Origin of the sequence: Pantoea piersonii, from assembly GCF_003612015.1 — a bacterium.
GTDB lineage: Bacteria > Pseudomonadota > Gammaproteobacteria > Enterobacterales > Enterobacteriaceae > Pantoea > Pantoea piersonii.
The window spans coordinates 362,316-378,916 of record NZ_RARB01000002.1; the positions used below are offsets into that span (position 1 = coordinate 362,316).

17 protein-coding genes are annotated in these 16,601 nt (G+C 62.9%); 16 read left to right on the forward strand and 1 reads right to left on the reverse strand.

The window, feature by feature from the left end; translation table 11 throughout:
• Positions 1-124: 124 nt before the first annotated feature.
• The 14 genes from phnF to phnE (D7S44_RS07485) all read left to right on the forward strand — a co-directional run bounded on the left by phnF (position 125) and on the right by phnE (D7S44_RS07485) (position 11,412).
• Complete coding sequence (gene phnF / locus D7S44_RS07420; protein ID WP_120453472.1) at positions 125-838, forward strand: phosphonate metabolism transcriptional regulator PhnF; 714 nt, start codon at positions 125-127, stop codon at positions 836-838.
• Positions 838-1,284, forward strand: a complete 447-nt coding sequence (gene phnG / locus D7S44_RS07425; RefSeq protein WP_120453474.1) for a phosphonate C-P lyase system protein PhnG — start codon at positions 838-840, stop codon at positions 1,282-1,284. The genes phnF and phnG overlap by 1 nt, the downstream gene beginning before the upstream one ends.
• Positions 1,284-1,859: a phosphonate C-P lyase system protein PhnH gene (gene phnH / locus D7S44_RS07430; protein ID WP_120453482.1), complete on the forward strand. Its 576-nt coding sequence runs from the start codon at positions 1,284-1,286 to the stop codon at positions 1,857-1,859. Before phnG ends, phnH begins: the two co-directional genes overlap by 1 nt.
• A complete protein-coding gene (locus D7S44_RS07435; protein ID WP_120453484.1) occupies positions 1,859-2,935 on the forward strand; it encodes a carbon-phosphorus lyase complex subunit in 1,077 nt (358 codons plus the stop codon). The genes phnH and D7S44_RS07435 overlap by 1 nt, the downstream gene beginning before the upstream one ends.
• On the forward strand, positions 2,928-3,776 hold the full coding sequence (locus D7S44_RS07440) for an alpha-D-ribose 1-methylphosphonate 5-phosphate C-P-lyase PhnJ (RefSeq protein ID WP_120453486.1): 849 nt from the start codon (positions 2,928-2,930) through the stop codon (positions 3,774-3,776). Before D7S44_RS07435 ends, D7S44_RS07440 begins: the two co-directional genes overlap by 8 nt.
• Positions 3,766-4,527, forward strand: a complete 762-nt coding sequence (gene phnK, locus D7S44_RS07445) for a phosphonate C-P lyase system protein PhnK (protein WP_120453488.1) — start codon at positions 3,766-3,768, stop codon at positions 4,525-4,527. Before D7S44_RS07440 ends, phnK begins: the two co-directional genes overlap by 11 nt.
• Before the next feature lie 14 nt (positions 4,528-4,541).
• Complete coding sequence (gene phnL, locus D7S44_RS07450) at positions 4,542-5,246, forward strand: phosphonate C-P lyase system protein PhnL (protein WP_120453490.1); 705 nt, start codon at positions 4,542-4,544, stop codon at positions 5,244-5,246.
• Positions 5,243-6,379 (forward strand): alpha-D-ribose 1-methylphosphonate 5-triphosphate diphosphatase, encoded by a 1,137-nt coding sequence (gene phnM, locus D7S44_RS07455; protein ID WP_120453492.1) that lies wholly within the window; start codon positions 5,243-5,245, stop codon positions 6,377-6,379. Before phnL ends, phnM begins: the two co-directional genes overlap by 4 nt.
• Entirely contained in the window at positions 6,379-6,915 is a 537-nt protein-coding gene (gene phnN / locus D7S44_RS07460; RefSeq protein WP_120453494.1) for a ribose 1,5-bisphosphokinase, read from the forward strand. Before phnM ends, phnN begins: the two co-directional genes overlap by 1 nt.
• Positions 6,912-7,682, forward strand: coding sequence for a phosphonate metabolism protein PhnP (gene phnP, locus D7S44_RS07465; protein WP_120453496.1), 771 nt, complete (start codon positions 6,912-6,914; stop codon positions 7,680-7,682). The genes phnN and phnP overlap by 4 nt, the downstream gene beginning before the upstream one ends.
• Positions 7,683-7,765: 83 nt before the next feature.
• Entirely contained in the window at positions 7,766-8,596 is an 831-nt protein-coding gene (phnC, locus tag D7S44_RS07470; protein ID WP_120453498.1) for a phosphonate ABC transporter ATP-binding protein, read from the forward strand.
• 26 nt (positions 8,597-8,622) lie between these two features.
• A complete protein-coding gene (gene phnD / locus D7S44_RS07475) occupies positions 8,623-9,549 on the forward strand; it encodes a phosphonate ABC transporter substrate-binding protein (RefSeq protein WP_120453500.1) in 927 nt (308 codons plus the stop codon).
• Positions 9,550-9,670: 121 nt separating this feature from the next.
• A complete protein-coding gene (phnE, locus tag D7S44_RS07480; protein ID WP_120453502.1) occupies positions 9,671-10,531 on the forward strand; it encodes a phosphonate ABC transporter, permease protein PhnE in 861 nt (286 codons plus the stop codon).
• Entirely contained in the window at positions 10,528-11,412 is an 885-nt protein-coding gene (phnE, locus tag D7S44_RS07485) for a phosphonate ABC transporter, permease protein PhnE (RefSeq protein WP_120453504.1), read from the forward strand. Before phnE (D7S44_RS07480) ends, phnE (D7S44_RS07485) begins: the two co-directional genes overlap by 4 nt.
• Here phnE (D7S44_RS07485) and D7S44_RS07490 read toward each other — a convergent pair.
• Entirely contained in the window at positions 11,366-13,948 is a 2,583-nt protein-coding gene (locus D7S44_RS07490) for an ATP-binding protein (protein WP_120453506.1), read from the reverse strand. The two genes, phnE (D7S44_RS07485) and D7S44_RS07490, sit on opposite strands and share 47 nt — an antisense overlap.
• A gap of 144 nt (positions 13,949-14,092) precedes the next feature.
• Here D7S44_RS07490 and D7S44_RS07495 point away from each other — a divergent pair, with 144 nt between their 5' ends.
• Together D7S44_RS07495 and D7S44_RS07500 are read left to right on the forward strand one after the other, a co-directional pair.
• Positions 14,093-15,607 (forward strand): sugar ABC transporter ATP-binding protein, encoded by a 1,515-nt coding sequence (locus D7S44_RS07495; protein WP_120453508.1) that lies wholly within the window; start codon positions 14,093-14,095, stop codon positions 15,605-15,607.
• 13 nt (positions 15,608-15,620) lie between these two features.
• Positions 15,621-16,601: an ABC transporter permease subunit gene (locus D7S44_RS07500; RefSeq protein WP_120453510.1), complete on the forward strand. Its 981-nt coding sequence runs from the start codon at positions 15,621-15,623 to the stop codon at positions 16,599-16,601.

Below are 16,601 nucleotides of genomic sequence, written 5' to 3' on the forward strand. Positions count from 1 at the left end.
AATTCATCGTCGCGTCACTGCACAGTCACCATCCTGTCATCTGCGCAGGTCAAGGTAATGCCCAACACGCAGCCGGGCTTACCGCTGCTTTCCCCACTCAGTCAAGGTTGAGGATCTGTTCAAGATGGAGATATCCAGACATCCGACCACTGTTTACCAGGCCGTCGCCGCGCAGCTTGAGCAGGCGCTGCGGGAGAACTACCGCAGCGGCGACTATCTGCCTTCCGAACAGCAGCTGGCCGAACGCTATGAGGTCAACCGCCACACGCTGCGCCGCGCGGTGGACGAACTGGTCAATAAAGGGCTGCTACAGCGCCGTCATGGCGTCGGCATCCTGGTGCTGATGCGTCCTTACGACTATCCGCTGCATGCGCAGGCGCGCTTCAGTCAGAACCTGATGGAGCAGGGCAGCCATCCCACCAGCGAGCGGCTGCTGGCGGTGGTGCGTCCGGCCAGCGCCGACGTCGCCAGCGCGCTGGGGGTCGTCGAAGGCGACAGCGTTATTCATCTGCGGACCCTGCGCCGGGTTAACGGCGTGCCGGTCTGTGTGATTAACCACTTTCTGCCTGACCTGAACTGGTGGCCGTCGCTGCAGCGCTTCAGCAGCGGCTCGCTGCACGACTTTCTGCTACAGCAGGGCGGCCACCAGCTGGTGCGCAGCCAGACCCGCATCAGCACGCGCCGCGCCCAGGCCAAAGAGTGCCGTTTGCTGGAGATTGCGCTGCACGCGCCGCTGCTCTGCGTGCGCACCCTGAACAAAACCCGCGACGGCGAGCTGGCGGAATATTCCGTCAGCCTGACGCGCGGCGACATGATCGAACTGACTCTGGAGCATTGATGGAAAGCTTAACGCAACGACAGCAGTGGCTTTCGGTACTGGCGCACAGCAGCGCGTCGGCGCTGGCCGAGCACTGGCAGGCGCTGCATCTCGCGCCGCGCTTCTCGCTGATCCGCCCGGCGGAAATCGGTCTGACGCGCCTGATGGCGCGCATGGGCGCCAGCGGCAAGCGCTTTGTCATGGGGGACGCCACCGTCACGCGCGCCGTGGTGCGGCTGGAGGATGGCACGCTCGGCTACAGCTACGTGCTGGGACGCGACAAGGCGCACGCCGAGCGCTGCGCCCTGATTGACGCGCTGTTGCAGCAGCCGCAGACCCATGCGCTGCTGACGGAAAAAGTGATAACGCCGCTGGCGGCCCTGCGCGAGGAGCAGCGCCAGCTGCGCGCGCGGGAAATCGCCAGCTCAAAAGTAGATTTCTTTACGCTGGTACGCGGAGACAACTGATGACTTTACTGGCTAGTTTTAACCATCCGGTGGCCGATGCGCAGCGCGCGTTCCGTCGCATTCTGAAAGCGATGAGCGAACCGGGCGTGATGGTCTCGCTGCCGCTGGCGCAGGGCTGGGGCACGCTGTCGCCCGCCGCGACCGCGGTATTGCTGACGCTGGTGGATCAGGAAAGCCCGCTGTGGATCGATCCGCAGGTGGATAACGATATTCTGCGCAGCAACCTGCGCTTCCATACCGGCGTGCCGCTGAGCGAACGCTGCGACGCGCCTTTCGCGCTGAGCCATGCCGCCAGCAGTCCTCGCCCGGCGGATTTCGCCGCAGGCGACAACCTCGCGCCGGAAAAGAGCACCACGCTGATTATTGAAGTGCCGTCACTCAACGGCGGGCTGACGCTGCGCCTTTCAGGGCCAGGACTGCGCGAATCGCGCGCCATCGCGCCGCAGCTGCCGGAGAGCGTGCTGGAGTATCTGCGCAACCGTCCGCATCCCTTCCCGCAGGGCGTCGATCTGATTTTTACCTGCGGCGAAGCGATGATGGCGCTGCCGCGCACCACCGACGTGGAGGTGTGCTGATGTACGTAGCCGTTAAAGGGGGCGAGAAGGCGATCGCCAACGCCCATCAGCTACAGGCGGATCTGCGGCGCGGCGCGCGCGAGGTGGCGGAGCTGGGCTGCGATCAGGTCGCGCAACAGCTGGGTCTGGCGGTCGATCGCGTGATGACCGAAGGCGGTATCTACGATCCCGAACTGGCGGCGCTGGCGATCAAGCAGGCGAGCGGCGATCTGGTGGAAGCGATCTTCCTGCTGCGCGCCTACCGCACCACGCTGCCGCGGCTCGCCGACAGCGTCCCGCTGGCGACCGGCGAGATGCGCCTTGAGCGCCGTATTTCCGCGGTCTATAAGGATCTACCGGGCGGCCAGGTGCTCGGCCCGACCTATGACTACAGCCACCGCCTGCTCGACTTTACTCTGCTGGCTAACGGCGAAGCGCCTGCCGCACCGCGCGACGACGAGGCGCTGGCCGCGCGCTGCCCCCATATGTTCGCCATGATGAGCGACGAGGGGCTGGCAACGCGGGAAACGGATGACGGTAGCGAGCCTGTGGATATTACCCGCGAGCCGATGGAGTTTCCGGCCAGCCGCGCGGCGCGCCTGCAACAGCTGGTGCGCGGCGACGAAGGCTTTCTGCTGGCGCTCGGCTACTCCACTCAGCGCGGCTATGGCCGTACCCATCCTTTCGCTGGCGAGATCCGCACCGGCTACCTGAGCATCAGCATCTGCCCGGAAGAGCTCGGCTTTGAGCTGGAGATCGGCGAAGTGCTGCTGACCGAATGCGAGATGGTTAACGGCTTCACCACTCGCGGCGAAGAAGCGCCGCACTTTACCCGCGGCTATGGCCTGGTGTTCGGCCGCGCCGAGCGTAAAGCGATGGCGATGGCGCTGGTGGATCGCGCCCTGCAAACCCGCGAGCATGACGAACGCATCACCAGCCCGGCGCAGGATGAAGAGTTCGTGCTGGCGCACGCCGACAATGTCGAGGCCGCTGGCTTCGTCTCCCACTTAAAACTGCCGCACTACGTCGATTTCCAGGCGGAGCTGGAGCTGCTGAAGCGCCTGCGTCAGGATCATCAGGAGCGCAATCATGGCTGAGCTGACCGGCTATAACCCTGGCTATCTCGACGAGCAGACCAAGCGCGCCATCCGTCGCGCCATTCTGAAAGCGGTGGCTATTCCTGGCTATCAGGTGCCGTTCGCCGGGCGCGAGATGCCGATGCCCTACGGCTGGGGCACCGGCGGCATTCAGATCACCGCCAGCGTGATTGGCGACGCCGATGTGCTGAAGGTGATTGACCAGGGCGCGGACGATACGACCAATGCGGTATCGATCCGCCGCTTTTTCCAGCGCGTCAGCGGCGCGGCGATTACCGAACGCACCACCGACGCCACGCTGATCCAGACGCGTCACCGCATCCCGGAGACGCCGCTGGAGGAGGATCAAATCCTGATTTTCCAGGTGCCGATCCCGGAACCGCTGCGTTTTATCGAGCCGCGCGAAACGGAAACCCGCACCATGCACGCGCTGGAGGAGTATGGCGTGATGCAGGTGAAGCTCTATGAAGATATCGCGCGCTACGGGCATATCGCCACCACCTACGCCTACCCGGTAAAGGTTAACGATCGCTACGTTATGGATCCGTCGCCGATCCCGAAATTCGATAACCCGAAGATGCATATGATGCCCGCGCTGCAGTTGTTCGGCGCAGGCCGCGAAAAGCGTATTTATGCGCTGCCGCCCTTTACCAAAGTTGAGAGCCTCGACTTTGAGGATCACCCCTTTACCGTGCAGCAGTGGGATGAACCCTGCGCGCTGTGCGGCTCGCGCCACAGCTATCTCGACGAGGTGGTGATGGATGACCAGGGCACGCGCCTTTTCGTCTGCTCCGACACCGATTTTTGCCACCAGCAGCAGGAACAGAAACATGCACAGTGAACAGCCGCTGCTTGCGGTCAATAACCTGACGCACCTCTATGCGCCGGGCAAAGGTTTCGAAGAGGTGAGCTTCGATCTCTATCCCGGCGAGGTGCTCGGCATCGTCGGCGAATCTGGCTCCGGCAAAACCACGCTGCTGCGCAGCCTGTCGGCGCGCCTGACGCCGCAGCAGGGTAACATTCTCTACAGCCAGCGCGATCTCTACGCGCTGTCGGAGAGCGACCGTCGCCGTCTGCTGCGCACCGAATGGGGCGTGGTGCATCAGCATCCGCTTGACGGGCTGCGCGCGCAGGTCACCGCGGGCGGCAATATCGGCGAGCGGCTGATGGCGGTGGGCAACCGCCACTATGGCGATATCCGCGCCCAGGCGAGCCGCTGGCTGCAGGAAGTGGAGATCGCGCCCAACCGCATCGACGATCTGCCCACCACCTTTTCGGGCGGTATGCAGCAGCGCCTGCAGATTGCCCGCAACCTCGTTACCCAGCCGAAGCTGGTGTTTATGGACGAGCCGACCGGCGGCCTGGACGTATCGGTGCAGGCGAGGCTGCTCGATCTGCTGCGTACTCTGGTGCGCGAGCTTAACCTGGCGGTGATTATCGTCACGCACGATCTCGGCGTGGCGCGCCTGCTGGCGCACCGGCTGCTGGTGATGAAGCAGGGCCGCGTAGTGGAGAGCGGCCTGACCGACCGCGTGCTGGACGATCCGCACCATCCCTACACCCAGCTGCTGGTTTCATCGGTGCTCAACTAATGACGGAAAAACGCATGAACATACAACTGCGCGTCGAGAATTTGTGCAAAACCTTTGTGCTGCACAATCAGGGCGGCGCTGAACTGCCGGTTTTGCAAAACGCCTCGCTTGAGGTGGCAGAGGGCGAGGTAGTGGTGCTGCATGGCCGCTCCGGCAGCGGTAAATCGACGCTGCTGCGCGCGCTCTACGGCAACTATCAGGCCAACAGTGGCCATATCTGGCTGCGTCATCATGACGAATGGGTCGATATGGCGAACGCCCCGGCGCGCCAGATCCTGGCGATGCGTCGCGATACCCTCGGCTGGGTCAGCCAGTTTCTGCGCGTGATCCCGCGCGTGCCGACGCTGGAAATTGTGATGCAGCCGCTGCTGGAACGGGGGGTGGCGCGCGCCTTTTGCGAGAAGCGCGCCAGAGAGCTGCTGACGCGGCTGAACGTGCCGCAGCGTCTCTGGTCGCTGGCGCCTTCCACCTTCTCCGGTGGCGAGCAGCAGCGCGTCAATATCGCGCGCGGCTTTATCGCCGACTATCCGGTGCTGCTGCTGGATGAGCCGACCGCCTCGCTGGATAAAGCCAACAGCGCGGCGGTGGTGGAGCTGATTGAACAGGCGCGCGCGCGCGGCGCGGCCATAGTCGGCATTTTTCACGATGAAGCGGTGCGCGAACGGGTGGCGGATCGCCTGCACGTTATGCAACCGATCAACAGCGGAGCGGAAGCATGATCGTCAATAATGTCACTCTGATTCTGGAAAACGAGCTGGTAACCGGATCGCTGGAGATGCGCGACGGCCTGATCGCCAGCTTCAGCGAAACGCCGAGCCGTCAGCCCGGCGCGCTGGACGGTGAGGGCGCGTATCTGCTGCCGGGTCTGGTCGAGCTGCACACCGATAACCTCGATAAATTCTTCTCTCCGCGTCCAAAAGTGGACTGGCCCGCCCACTCAGCGATGAGCAGCCACGACGCGCTGATGGTCGCCAGCGGCATTACCACGGTGCTTGACGCCATCGGCGTCGGCGACGTGCGCGACGGCGGTCATCGCCTCGACAACCTGAGCAAAATGATCGACGCCATCCGCGACAGCAACCACAAGGGGCTGAACCGCGCCGAACACCGGCTGCATCTGCGCTGCGAGCTGCCGCACCACGCCACGCTCTCGCTGTTCGAGGCGCTGATGAGCACGCCGGAACTGTCGCTGGTGTCGCTGATGGACCACTCGCCGGGCCAGCGCCAGTACGCCTCGCTGGAGAAGTACCGCGAATATTACCAGGGCAAGTATGCGCTCAACGACCAGCAAATGGATGCCTTCGAGCATGAGCAGCTGACGCTGGCGGCGCAGTGGTCGCAGCCGAACCGACAGGCGATCGCCGCGCTCTGCCGCGCGCGTAACATCGCTATCGCCAGCCACGACGACGCCACCGAGGCGCACGTCGAGGAGTCGCACGGCGTCGGCAGCGCTATCGCCGAGTTTCCTACCACGCTGGAGGCGGCACGCGCCTCACGCGCGAAGGGAATGCAGATCCTGATGGGCGCGCCCAACATCGTGCGCGGCGGCTCCCACTCCGGCAACGTCGCCGCCTGGGCGCTGGCGGCGGAAGGGCTGCTCGATATTCTCTCCTCCGACTACTATCCGGCGGCGCTGCTGGACGCGGCATTCCGCCTCGCCGCCGACGAGCGCAACGCGCTGGCGCTGCCGCAGGCGGTGGCGCTGGTAACGCGCAATCCGGCACGGGCGCTCGGCCTTGAGGATCGCGGCGTCATTGCCGAAGGCCGTCGCGCCGATCTGGTGCTGGCGCATACTGACCACGGCCACCCGCATATTCGTCATGTCTGGACGCAGGGCAGGCAGGTCTACTAATGGCGCGCCTGATCTGGCTTATCGGGCCGTCAGGCTCGGGCAAAGACAGCCTGCTTAACGCGCTGCGCGAAGCGCCGCCGCCGAACATGCTGATCGCCCATCGCTATATTACGCGCGCGGCCGATGCGGGCGGCGAGAACCATATCGCCCTGACCGAGAGCGAGTTCGCGCGCCGCGCGGCGCAGGGGCTGTTTGCCCTGCGCTGGACGGCGCACGGTCTGCACTACGGACTTGGGCTGGAGCTGGATCTCTGGCTGGATCGCGGGCATGACGTGCTGGTCAACGGCTCGCGTCAGCATCTGCCGCAGGCGCAGGCACGCTACGGCGTACGGCTGCTGCCGCTCTGCCTGACGGTATCGCCGGAGGTGCTGGCGGCGCGTCTGCGCCAGCGCGGGCGGGAGAGCGAGACGGAGATTGCGCGTCGGCTGGATCGCGCCGCGCAGCTGCCGCCGCCGGGCTGCCGCCTGCTGAATAATAATGGCGCGCTGTCGCAGACCCTGCTGCAGCTGCGCCAGCTGCTGGAGCCGCTACCATGAAGCTGACCTTTCTCGGCACCGGCGGGGTGACCGCCGCGCCGCTTTTCGGCTGCGACTGCGCCGCCTGCCTGCGGGCGCGCAATGACGTCAAAAGGCGGCGTGCGCCCTGCAGCGCGCTGATCGAGGCGGGCAGCGAGCGCATCCTGCTGGACGCGGGTCTGCCGCTGCTGGCGGAGCGCTTCGCCCCCGGCGAGCTGTCGCGCATTCTGTTAACGCACTACCACATGGACCATGTGCAGGGGCTGTTTGCGCTGCGCTGGGGGCTGGGCGAGACGATCCCCGTCTGGGGGCCGCCGGACGAAAAGGGCTGCGACGATCTTTTTAAGCATCCTGGCCTGCTCGATTTTCGGCCGTCGCTGACGCCCTTTGTGCCGCATCTCTTCGGCGCGCTGCAGGTCACGCCGCTGCCGCTACAGCACTCGAAGCTGACGCACGGCTACCTGTTCGACTGGCACGGTGCGCGGCTCGCCTGGCTGTGCGACACCTGCGGTTTGCCGCCCGACACCGACGATTTTCTTTCGGGCCAGCGCATTGATGAGCTGGTGATCGACTGCAACGATCCGCCAGCGACCACCGCGCGCAACCATAACGATCTGACGCGCGCGCTGGCGATTATCGACCGGCTCGCGCCGCGTCGCGCCTGGCTGAATCATCTTTCACACCATATGGATAACTGGTTATCAAACAACAGGTTGCCTGAGTCTGTCCAGGTTGCCGCTGACGGTTTAACCCTGTCACTGGGCGCGGGCGACCCTGTCACCGTTTGATCACCTGACTGTCATCAGAGAGTCATCGCGTCGGGCCGTAATAGGCGTCAACTTAGGACTTGTCAACGAATACGGAGTGAATCATGGCACAGGCACTGTTAAGAACAGTGGTGGACAACAGCAGCACGCCGCTTCGCCAGACTGGGCAGAAAGTATTGTCGGTGCAGGGCCTGGGCAAGAGCTGGGGCGAGAACCGCGTGCTGGACAATGTCAGTTTTGATCTGCATGCGGGAGAAATGGTCGCCGTAATCGGCCGCTCAGGCGCAGGCAAATCGACGCTGTTGCATATGCTTAACGGCACGATAGACGCCTCTGAAGGTGCGGTATACAGCCTGCGCGACGGCGAAGCCGAGCGTAACCTGCTGACGCTCAACAGCCGCCAGCTGCGCCAGTGGCGCAGCGAGTGTGGCATGATTTTTCAGGACTTCTGTCTGGTGCCGCGCCTCGACGTGCTGACCAATGTGCTGCTGGGCCGCCTGAGCCAGACCTCGACGCTGAAATCCTTTTTTAAAGTCTTCTCGGACAGCGACCGCGCCCACGCCATCGAACTGCTGCAGTGGATGAATATGCTGCCGCAGGCGCTGCAGCGCGCCGAGAACCTGTCGGGCGGACAGATGCAGCGCGTGGCGATCTGCCGCGCCCTGATGCAGAACCCCAAGATCCTGCTGGCTGATGAGCCGGTGGCGTCGCTCGATCCTAAAAATACCACACGCATCATGGATGTTCTGCGCCAGGTCAGCGAGCAGGGCATCAGCGTGATGGTGAACCTGCACTCGGTTGAACTGGTGAAAAGCTACTGTACGCGCGTAATCGGCATTCAGCGCGGCAGGGTGCTGTTCGACGGCCATCCGGCGCACCTCACCGACAGCCTGTTGCAACAGCTGTACGGCGATGAAATTAATCAGCTTCACTAACTCCCACGGCAAGAGAAAAACCTCGAATGAAACTGACTTTATTAGCGTTACTGACCGGCGTAATGACCTTTGGCGTGAACGCAGCGGATGCGCCGAAAGAGCTGAATCTGGGCATTCTCGGCGGCCAGAACGCCACCCAGCAGATTGGCGATAACCAGTGCGTGAAGGACTTTTTTGATAAAGAGCTTAAGGTAGACACTAAGCTGCGTAACTCCTCTGACTATGCGGGCGTTATCCAGGGTCTGCTGGGTGGAAAAATCGATATGGTGCTGAGCATGTCACCCGCCTCTTACGCCTCTGTCTATCTGCAGGATCCGAAAGCCGTGGATATCGTCGGCATTCTGGTTGACGACAAAGATGGCTCGAAAGGCTACCACTCGGTGGTGATCGTTAAAAACGACAGCCCTTATAAGAAGCTGGAAGATCTGAAGGGCAAATCGTTCGGTATGGCCGACCCCGATTCCACCTCTGGCTTCCTGATGCCGAACCAGGCCTTTAAAAAGGAGTTTGGCGGCAGCGTGGATGACAAGTACAACGGCTTCTTCTCCAGCGTGACGTTTTCCGGCGGCCACGAGCAGGATATCCTCGGCGTGCTGAACAACCAGTTTGACGGCGCGGTCACCTGGACTTCGCTGGTAGGTGACTACAATAGCGGCTACAGCTCCGGCGCCTTTGGCCGTCTGATCCGCATGGATCACCCCGATCTGATGAAGCAGATCCGCATTATCTGGCAGTCGCCGCTTATCCCGAACGGCCCGCTGCTGGTAAGCAACAAACTCCCGGCCGATTTCAAACAGAAAGTGGTCGATACCATCCAGAAGCTGGATAAAGAGCAGCACGCCTGCTTTGTGAAGGCAGTCGGCGGCGCTCAGCATATCGGCCCGGCAAAGGTCGCCGACTACCAGAATATTATCGATATGAAGCGCGATCTGGCGAAAGGCCAGCGCGGCTAAGGTTGACCGGGCATCTCTCTTCTGCGGAAAGAGATGCCCGAAGCCGACGCGGGTGACAGAGAGACAGGTTACTTGTGGGTTAAGCGTCTCTGCGTTTTATCACTTCATGCAGGAATCTCTTTTGACTGACTTCGAACGCTACTACCAACGCATCCGCCGCCAGCAGAAACGCGACACGCTTATCTGGTCGCTGGTGCTGGTCACGCTCTACCTCGTTGCGGGCAGGATGTCGGAATTCAGCCTGACGACGCTCTGGGCGTCGATGCCGCACTTCTTCGACTACCTGTGGGAAACGCTGCCGGTACTGCACTTTTCCACGCTGTTCGACAGCGTGAAAACGGAAGGATCGCTCGCTTACTGGGGCTACCGCCTCCATTTCCAGCTGCCGCTTATCTGGGAGACGCTGCAGCTGGCGCTGGCCTCCACCATCGTGGCGGTCGGCATTGCCGCGGTGCTGGCGTTCTTCGCCGCCGACAATACCAAAACGCCGGCGGGGCTGCGCTTCGCCATTCGCGCCTCTGTCGCTTTTCTGCGCACCATGCCAGAGCTCGCCTGGGCGGTGATGTTTGTTATGGCGTTCGGCATCGGCGCTATCCCCGGTTTTCTCGCGCTGGCGCTGCATACCATCGGCAGCCTGACCAAACTCTTCTACGAGGCGATCGAAAGCGCCTCCGATAAGCCGGTGCGCGGACTGGCTGCCTGCGGCGCCAGCAAGCTGCAGCGTATGCGCTTTGCCTTCTGGCCGCAGGTTAAACCGATTTTTCTCTCCTACAGCTTTATGCGTCTGGAGATTAACTTTCGCTCTTCGACCATTCTGGGGCTGGTAGGGGCGGGCGGCATCGGCCAGGAGCTGATGACCAATATCAAACTCGATCGTTACGATCAGGTCAGCATCACGCTGCTGCTGATCATTGTGGTGGTATCGCTGCTGGATACTTTTTCCGGCCAGCTGCGCCGCCGCGTGGTGGAGGGATCGTCATGATTACGCTGGCACCGGATATCGGCAAACTGAAGCAGGAACACCCGGCGCTGTTCGCCGCGCAGAGGCGCTATCTGCGTCGTATCGCGCTTATGGCCATCGCGGCGCTGCTTTATTATATTTTCTTCTTTGAATTTTACGGCATTGAGTGGAGCCGCGCCGTGATGGGCGCGCAGCAGCTGGGCCGTTATTTTCTGCGCATGTTCGTCTGGCAGGATTTTCTCAACTGGCCGTTCGGCTACTACTTTTCGCAAATCGGCATTACCCTGGCGATTGTGTTTGCCGGAACCATTACCGCGTCGATTATCGCGCTGCCGCTCTCGTTTTTTGCCGCGCGCAATGTGATGCACGACCGCGCGATGCGTCCGATCGCCTGGGCGGTGCGTCGCCTGCTCGATCTGCTGCGCGGCGTCGATATGGCGATATGGGGGCTGATTTTCGTTCGCGCCGTCGGCATGGGGCCGCTGGCGGGCGTGCTGGCGATTGTGATGCAGGATGTGGGACTGCTGGGCAAGCTCTACTCGGAAGGGCACGAGGCGGTAGAGCGTTCGCCGAGCCGTGGCCTGAGGGCGGTGGGCGCCAACAGCCTGCAAAAACATCGCTTCGGTATTTTCACCCAGTCATTCCCCCAGTTTCTTGCGCTCAGCCTTTATCAGATCGAATCCAATACCCGTTCGGCGGCCGTGCTGGGGTTTGTCGGCGCGGGCGGCGTCGGGCTGGTCTACGCCGAAAATATGCGTCTGTGGAACTGGGATGTGGTGATGTTCCTGACCATCATCCTCGTGGCGGTGGTCATGATCATGGATGCGATCTCCAGCCAGCTGCGTAAGCGCTATATCAGCGGGAAACCGGTGCCGCTCTGGCAGCCTGCCGCGCGCGACTGAGCCGCTCGCTGCGCTGCCAGGCGCGCGTCAGCGCCTGCGCCAGCTGCCCGCTCTGCCAGGGCTTCGCCAGCCGCTCGCACAGCGGCAGCGCGACCGGCTGCAGGCGCAGATCCTGACCGCTGATCAGCAGCGTCGCCAGCTGCGGCCACTGCTGCTGCGCCTGGCGGATCACCTCGGCGCCGTTCAGCGCGCCGGGCAGCATCAGGTCGCTGATCAACAGATCGATATCGGGCGTCTGGCGCAGCAGCGCCAGCGCCTCTTCGCCGCTGTCACACTCCAGCGTCACGTAGCCAAGCTGATGCAGATGCTCGCAGAGCGTCTGGCGCACCGCCGGTTCGTCATCCAGCACCAGCACCAGCTTATCGCGCGGCGGCGGGGGTGTGACGGGCCTTACCGGCATTAATGCCGCCGCGCTTTCGGGCGCGCGCGGTAGCAGCAGACGCACGGTGGTTCCCTGGCCGGGAGCGGTGTCAATCTCTATCTGGCCGCCTGACTGGCGCACAAAACCATACACCATCGACAGGCCCAGCCCGCTGCCGCTGCCGGTCTCTTTCGTGGTGAAAAAAGGTTCGAATACCTGTTCCCGCACTTCTGCCGTCATGCCGCAGCCCTGGTCAGTCACCTCAATCACCACGCGCTCGCCTTTCTCCCGCTGTTGATTACAGATGCGCAGGCGGATTTCGCCGCTCCTCTGCTGCATGGCATCACGTGCATTCACCACCAGATTCATCAGCGCATTCTCCAGCTGGCTGGCGTCAATCCAGGCGAGCCAGCCGGGCTGCTGCGCCTCAATAACCAGACGCTGGGCGGGCAGCAGCGAGTGCTGCAGCAGGCTTTGCAGCTCATCCACCAGCTGCACCACCGAGACGGCGCGCGGATGCAGCGCCTGCTTGCGGGAAAAGGCCAGCAGACGCTGAGTGAGCAGCGCGGCGCGATCCGCCGCCTGGCGGGCGCGTTCGACGCGGCTTGCCACACTCCCCGGCGGCAGCTGGCCCTGGGTCAGCGCCAGGCTGCCGATAATCACTGCCAGCAGGTTATTAAAATCGTGCGCGATGCCGCCAGTAAGCTGGCCAACCGCTTTCATTTTCTGGCTATGCACCAGCGCCTCTTCCAGCGCTTTGCGTGCGGTGCGCTCCAGCACCGTGTTGACAATGCCGCGATGCGGCACCGGGCTGAAGCGCAGCTCCAGTGTGCGGCCATCCGCCAGCCGCACCTCCTGCGGCTCGCCCGGATGCGGCAGATCCACGCCCGCACGCTGCAACAGCTGGCGATAGTGCAGGCCGCGACGCAGCGCATGGTCGGGCAGCCCCAGCAGCTGCGGATACTGAGCATTCCATACCACCAGCTGGCCGTCGTTGTCGAACAGCGCAAAGCCGTCGCGCATGGCGAGAAAAGTAGACTCAAGCTGGCTGCTTTTCTCCTTCAGCAGGCGCGAGGTATGCGCCAGCGACGCGGTATTGCGCGCGAAAACGTTGAAGGCGCGCGCCAGATCGCCCAGCTCGTCGCGCCGCTGCAGGCCGGGCACGGAGACGTGTTTTTCCCCCTGCGCCAGGCGGGTCATCGCCTCTGCAATGGCGGTCAGGCTGGAACCAAGGTTGCGGTAGATATAGACCCCGGCATAGCCGGTGATCGCCAGCGCCAGCAGGGCGAACAGCGCGATAAACAGGATCACCGAGTTAAGTTCGCGGTGGGTCTCCGCGCTGCGCATTTCGCTCTGCTGCGCCACCTGCTGCACGCAGGCGGTAATATCGTCGTTCAGCGCTGCCACCAGCGCCTTGATGCGGTAGGTTGAGTAAGCGATAGCCAGATCGTTCTCGGCGAGCCGGTCCGCCAGCGGGCGCAGCGACTGCTGGGTCGCAATCAGACGCGCGATTTTTTCATCCAGCACCGCATCGCCGGAGGCGGGCTGCCACGCCGTCATCACCTGCTGCAGCTGATCGACTACCGCTCCAGGCGAGGGGGTGCGAATCGCCACCGCGAGCAGGCGTTCAGTCTGCTCACGCAGCGACGCCGCTGGCCCGCGCTGCACCCGGGCGGCGAGCTGATCGATATGGTCCAGCAGCAGCTGCGACTGCCACAGGCCGCTGAGCAGGGCATTGCGTTGCAGGTGGCGCTGATGGCCGTTGATTAGCAGCTGTGTGATGGTCTGCTCCAGCATCAGGCTGCGCGCGCGGATGCGCGCTACCCGCGCGGGCTGACGCGTCGCGAGCGGCGCCGAGGCGAGCAGCGTCAGCGAATGCTGCAGCGCCTGCTGGTTCTGCTGCAGCCGCTGTGATTCGCTCTGATACTCCAGCGCGCCTACCACCTGTGACAAGCGTACCGCCGCCGTGGCGACGCTGGCGGTATCACGCGCCAGCGCCAGGCTGGCGCTCATATCGTTCAGGGTTTGCGCCTGCGCCTGCTCCTGAATACGTCCGGCATGGCGGAAGCCGAGTATCGCGACCACGCTCACCATCAGCGTGACGCACACCACCAGCAGATTAAACAACAGCAGGCGGCCACGCGCGCCCGCCTGCCAGGGATGTTCATGCCGCATATCGCGCCTCCGCGTCCGCCGTGACTGAGGCGAGTATAGGACGCGCCCTGACGCCGTTTATGACAAATATGAACGGCCGCTGACATTTTCCATTTATCTGGCGTTGCTTTACTCAGCCGTAACCACGGTTATCTGGAGCGGCCCATGACAGCCACACCGATTCTGCAGATGCGCGAAATCACGCGGCGCTTCGGCCAGTTTTATGCGCTGAAGGGCGTGGATCTCACTGTTTATGCCGGTGAAATTCACGCGCTGATGGGCGAAAACGGCGCGGGCAAGAGCACGCTGATGAAGATCCTGGCGGGCGCCTACAGCGCCACCAGCGGCGAGATCCTGATCGACGGCCGACCCTACGCCCTTAAGGGGCCAAAGGAGGCGCTGGCGGCAGGCATCACGCTGATTTATCAGGAGATCAACCTCGCGCCTAACCTGACGGTAGCGGAGAACATTTTTCTCGGCAGCGAAATCACACGCGGCGGGCTCATCCGCCGACGCCAGATGGCCGAAGAGGCGCAGCAGGTTATCGACCGGCTCGGCGCGCAGTTTAAAGCCACCGACCGCGTCAGCCGACTCAGCATCGCTGAACAGCAGCAGGTGGAGATCGCCCGCGCGCTCTACCGCAACAGCCGCATTCTGGTGATGGACGAACCCACTGCCGCGCTAAGCAACCGTGAAACCGAGCAGCTTTTCGCGCTGATTAAGCGCCTGCGCGCGGAAGGCATGGCAATCATCTATATCAGCCACCGGATGGCGGAGGTCTATGAGCTTTCCGATCGCGTCAGCGTGCTGCGCGACGGACAGTATGTCGGCAGCCTGACTCGCGACAGCCTCAACGCCAGCGAACTGGTGCGCATGATGGTCGGCCGTCCGCTGAGCGACCTCTTTAATAAAGATCACACCATTCCCTTCGGCGAGATTCGGCTGGCGGTCAACCATCTGACCGATGGCGGCAAGGTGCGACCGAGCAGTCTGGCGGTACGCGCCGGCGAGATCGTCGGACTGGCCGGACTGGTGGGCGCCGGGCGCAGCGAACTGGCGCAGCTTATCTTCGGCGTGCATAAACCCAGCGGCGGCGAGATCTGGATTGACGGGCAGGAGGTAAAGATCCATTCGCCGCGCGACGCCATTGCTCGCGGCATCGGTTTTCTCACCGAAAACCGCAAAGAGCAGGGACTGTTTCTGGAGATGGCGGCGCAGGAGAACATTGTGATGGCGACGCTCGAGCGCGACGCCAGCTACGGACTGCTTAACCGGCGCAAAGGAGAGCAGATCGCCAGCGACGCCATCGCCACGCTCAATATCCGCGTGCCGCACGCGCAGGTGAGGGCGGGCGGCCTGTCTGGCGGCAATCAGCAGAAGCTGCTGATTTCGCGCTGGGTGTCGATCGGACCGCGCATCCTGATCCTGGATGAGCCGACGCGCGGCGTTGATGTCGGCGCCAAAAGCGAGATCTACCGCATGATGAATCAGATGGCACAGCAGGGCGTGGCGATTCTGATGATCTCCAGCGAGCTGCCGGAAGTGGTCGGCATGAGCGATCGCGTTTACGTGATGCGCGAAGGCGCCATCGCGGGCGAGCTGGACAGAGAGCATATCAGCCAGGAAAACATTATGACGCTGGCCACCGGGGCGCACACGGCGTCGCCGATAGAAATATAAGGAGAACAGAGCGATGACAGAAACCACGCGTGCGAAAGCGCCCACCGTTAAACGGGCGCTGATGGGCGACCTGCTGCAAACCGTCGGCATCCTGCCGATCCTCGTGCTGATTGTGGTGGTGTTCGGCTTTGTCGCGCCGAACTTTTTCACCGAGGCCAATCTGCTCAATATTACCCGTCAGGCCTCAATTAATATTGTGCTGGCGGCCGGTATGACCTTTGTGATCTTAACCGGCGGGATCGATCTCTCGGTTGGCTCGATGCTCGGCACCACGGCGGTAGTGGCGATGGTGGCTTCGCTCGATCCGATGCTCGCCAGCATGACGATTCCGATGGCGCTGGGCGCGGGTCTGGTGATGGGACTGTTCAACGGCATTCTGGTCGCCTGGGCCGGGCTGCCGCCTTTTATCGTCACCCTCGGCACCTATACGGCGCTGCGCGGCGCCGCCTATCTGCTGGCGAACGGCACCACGGTGATCAACTCCGATATCAGCTTTGAATGGATAGGCAACGGCTATCTCGGGCCGGTGCCCTGGCTGATCGTTATCGCCTTCGCCGTGATTGCTCTCTGCTGGTTTATTCTGCGCCGCACCACGCTGGGTGTTCATATCTACGCGGTCGGCGGCAATATGCAGGCGGCGCGGCTGACCGGCATTAAGGTCAGCGCGGTGCTGGTGTTTGTCTACGCCATGAGCGGGCTGCTTTCCGGGCTGGGCGGGCTGATGTCTGCGTCGCGTCTCTATAGCGCTAACGGCAACCTTGGCGTCGGCTATGAGCTGGACGCCATCGCTGCGGTGATCCTCGGCGGTACCAGCTTCGTCGGCGGCATCGGCACCATTACCGGCACGCTGGTCGGCGCGCTGATTATCGCCACGCTGAATAATGGCATGACGCTAATGGGCGTCTCCTATTTCTGGCAGCTGGTGATCAAGGGCGCGGTGATTATTATCGCGGTGATGATCGACAAATACCGCACCCGGCACCACGTTTCATAA

Excerpts from the sequence above, each read along its gene's own strand:
- phnC (WP_120453498.1), top strand. The coding sequence starts at position 7,766 with ATGGCACAGGCACTGTTAAGAACAGTGGTGGACAACAGCAGCACGCCG.
- phnL (WP_120453490.1), top strand. The coding sequence starts at position 4,542 with ATGAACATACAACTGCGCGTCGAGAATTTGTGCAAAACCTTTGTGCTG.
- D7S44_RS07440 (WP_120453486.1), top strand. The coding sequence starts at position 2,928 with ATGGCTGAGCTGACCGGCTATAACCCTGGCTATCTCGACGAGCAGACC.
- phnE (WP_120453504.1), top strand. The coding sequence starts at position 10,528 with ATGATTACGCTGGCACCGGATATCGGCAAACTGAAGCAGGAACACCCG.
- phnH (WP_120453482.1), top strand. The coding sequence starts at position 1,284 with ATGACTTTACTGGCTAGTTTTAACCATCCGGTGGCCGATGCGCAGCGC.
- D7S44_RS07490 (WP_120453506.1), bottom strand. The coding sequence starts at position 13,948 with ATGCGGCATGAACATCCCTGGCAGGCGGGCGCGCGTGGCCGCCTGCTG.
- phnK (WP_120453488.1), top strand. The coding sequence starts at position 3,766 with ATGCACAGTGAACAGCCGCTGCTTGCGGTCAATAACCTGACGCACCTC.
- phnM (WP_120453492.1), top strand. The coding sequence starts at position 5,243 with ATGATCGTCAATAATGTCACTCTGATTCTGGAAAACGAGCTGGTAACC.
- phnD (WP_120453500.1), top strand. The coding sequence starts at position 8,623 with ATGAAACTGACTTTATTAGCGTTACTGACCGGCGTAATGACCTTTGGC.
- phnP (WP_120453496.1), top strand. The coding sequence starts at position 6,912 with ATGAAGCTGACCTTTCTCGGCACCGGCGGGGTGACCGCCGCGCCGCTT.
- D7S44_RS07435 (WP_120453484.1), top strand. The coding sequence starts at position 1,859 with ATGTACGTAGCCGTTAAAGGGGGCGAGAAGGCGATCGCCAACGCCCAT.
- phnF (WP_120453472.1), top strand. The coding sequence starts at position 125 with ATGGAGATATCCAGACATCCGACCACTGTTTACCAGGCCGTCGCCGCG.
- phnG (WP_120453474.1), top strand. The coding sequence starts at position 838 with ATGGAAAGCTTAACGCAACGACAGCAGTGGCTTTCGGTACTGGCGCAC.
- phnN (WP_120453494.1), top strand. The coding sequence starts at position 6,379 with ATGGCGCGCCTGATCTGGCTTATCGGGCCGTCAGGCTCGGGCAAAGAC.
- D7S44_RS07495 (WP_120453508.1), top strand. The coding sequence starts at position 14,093 with ATGACAGCCACACCGATTCTGCAGATGCGCGAAATCACGCGGCGCTTC.
- D7S44_RS07500 (WP_120453510.1), top strand. The coding sequence starts at position 15,621 with ATGACAGAAACCACGCGTGCGAAAGCGCCCACCGTTAAACGGGCGCTG.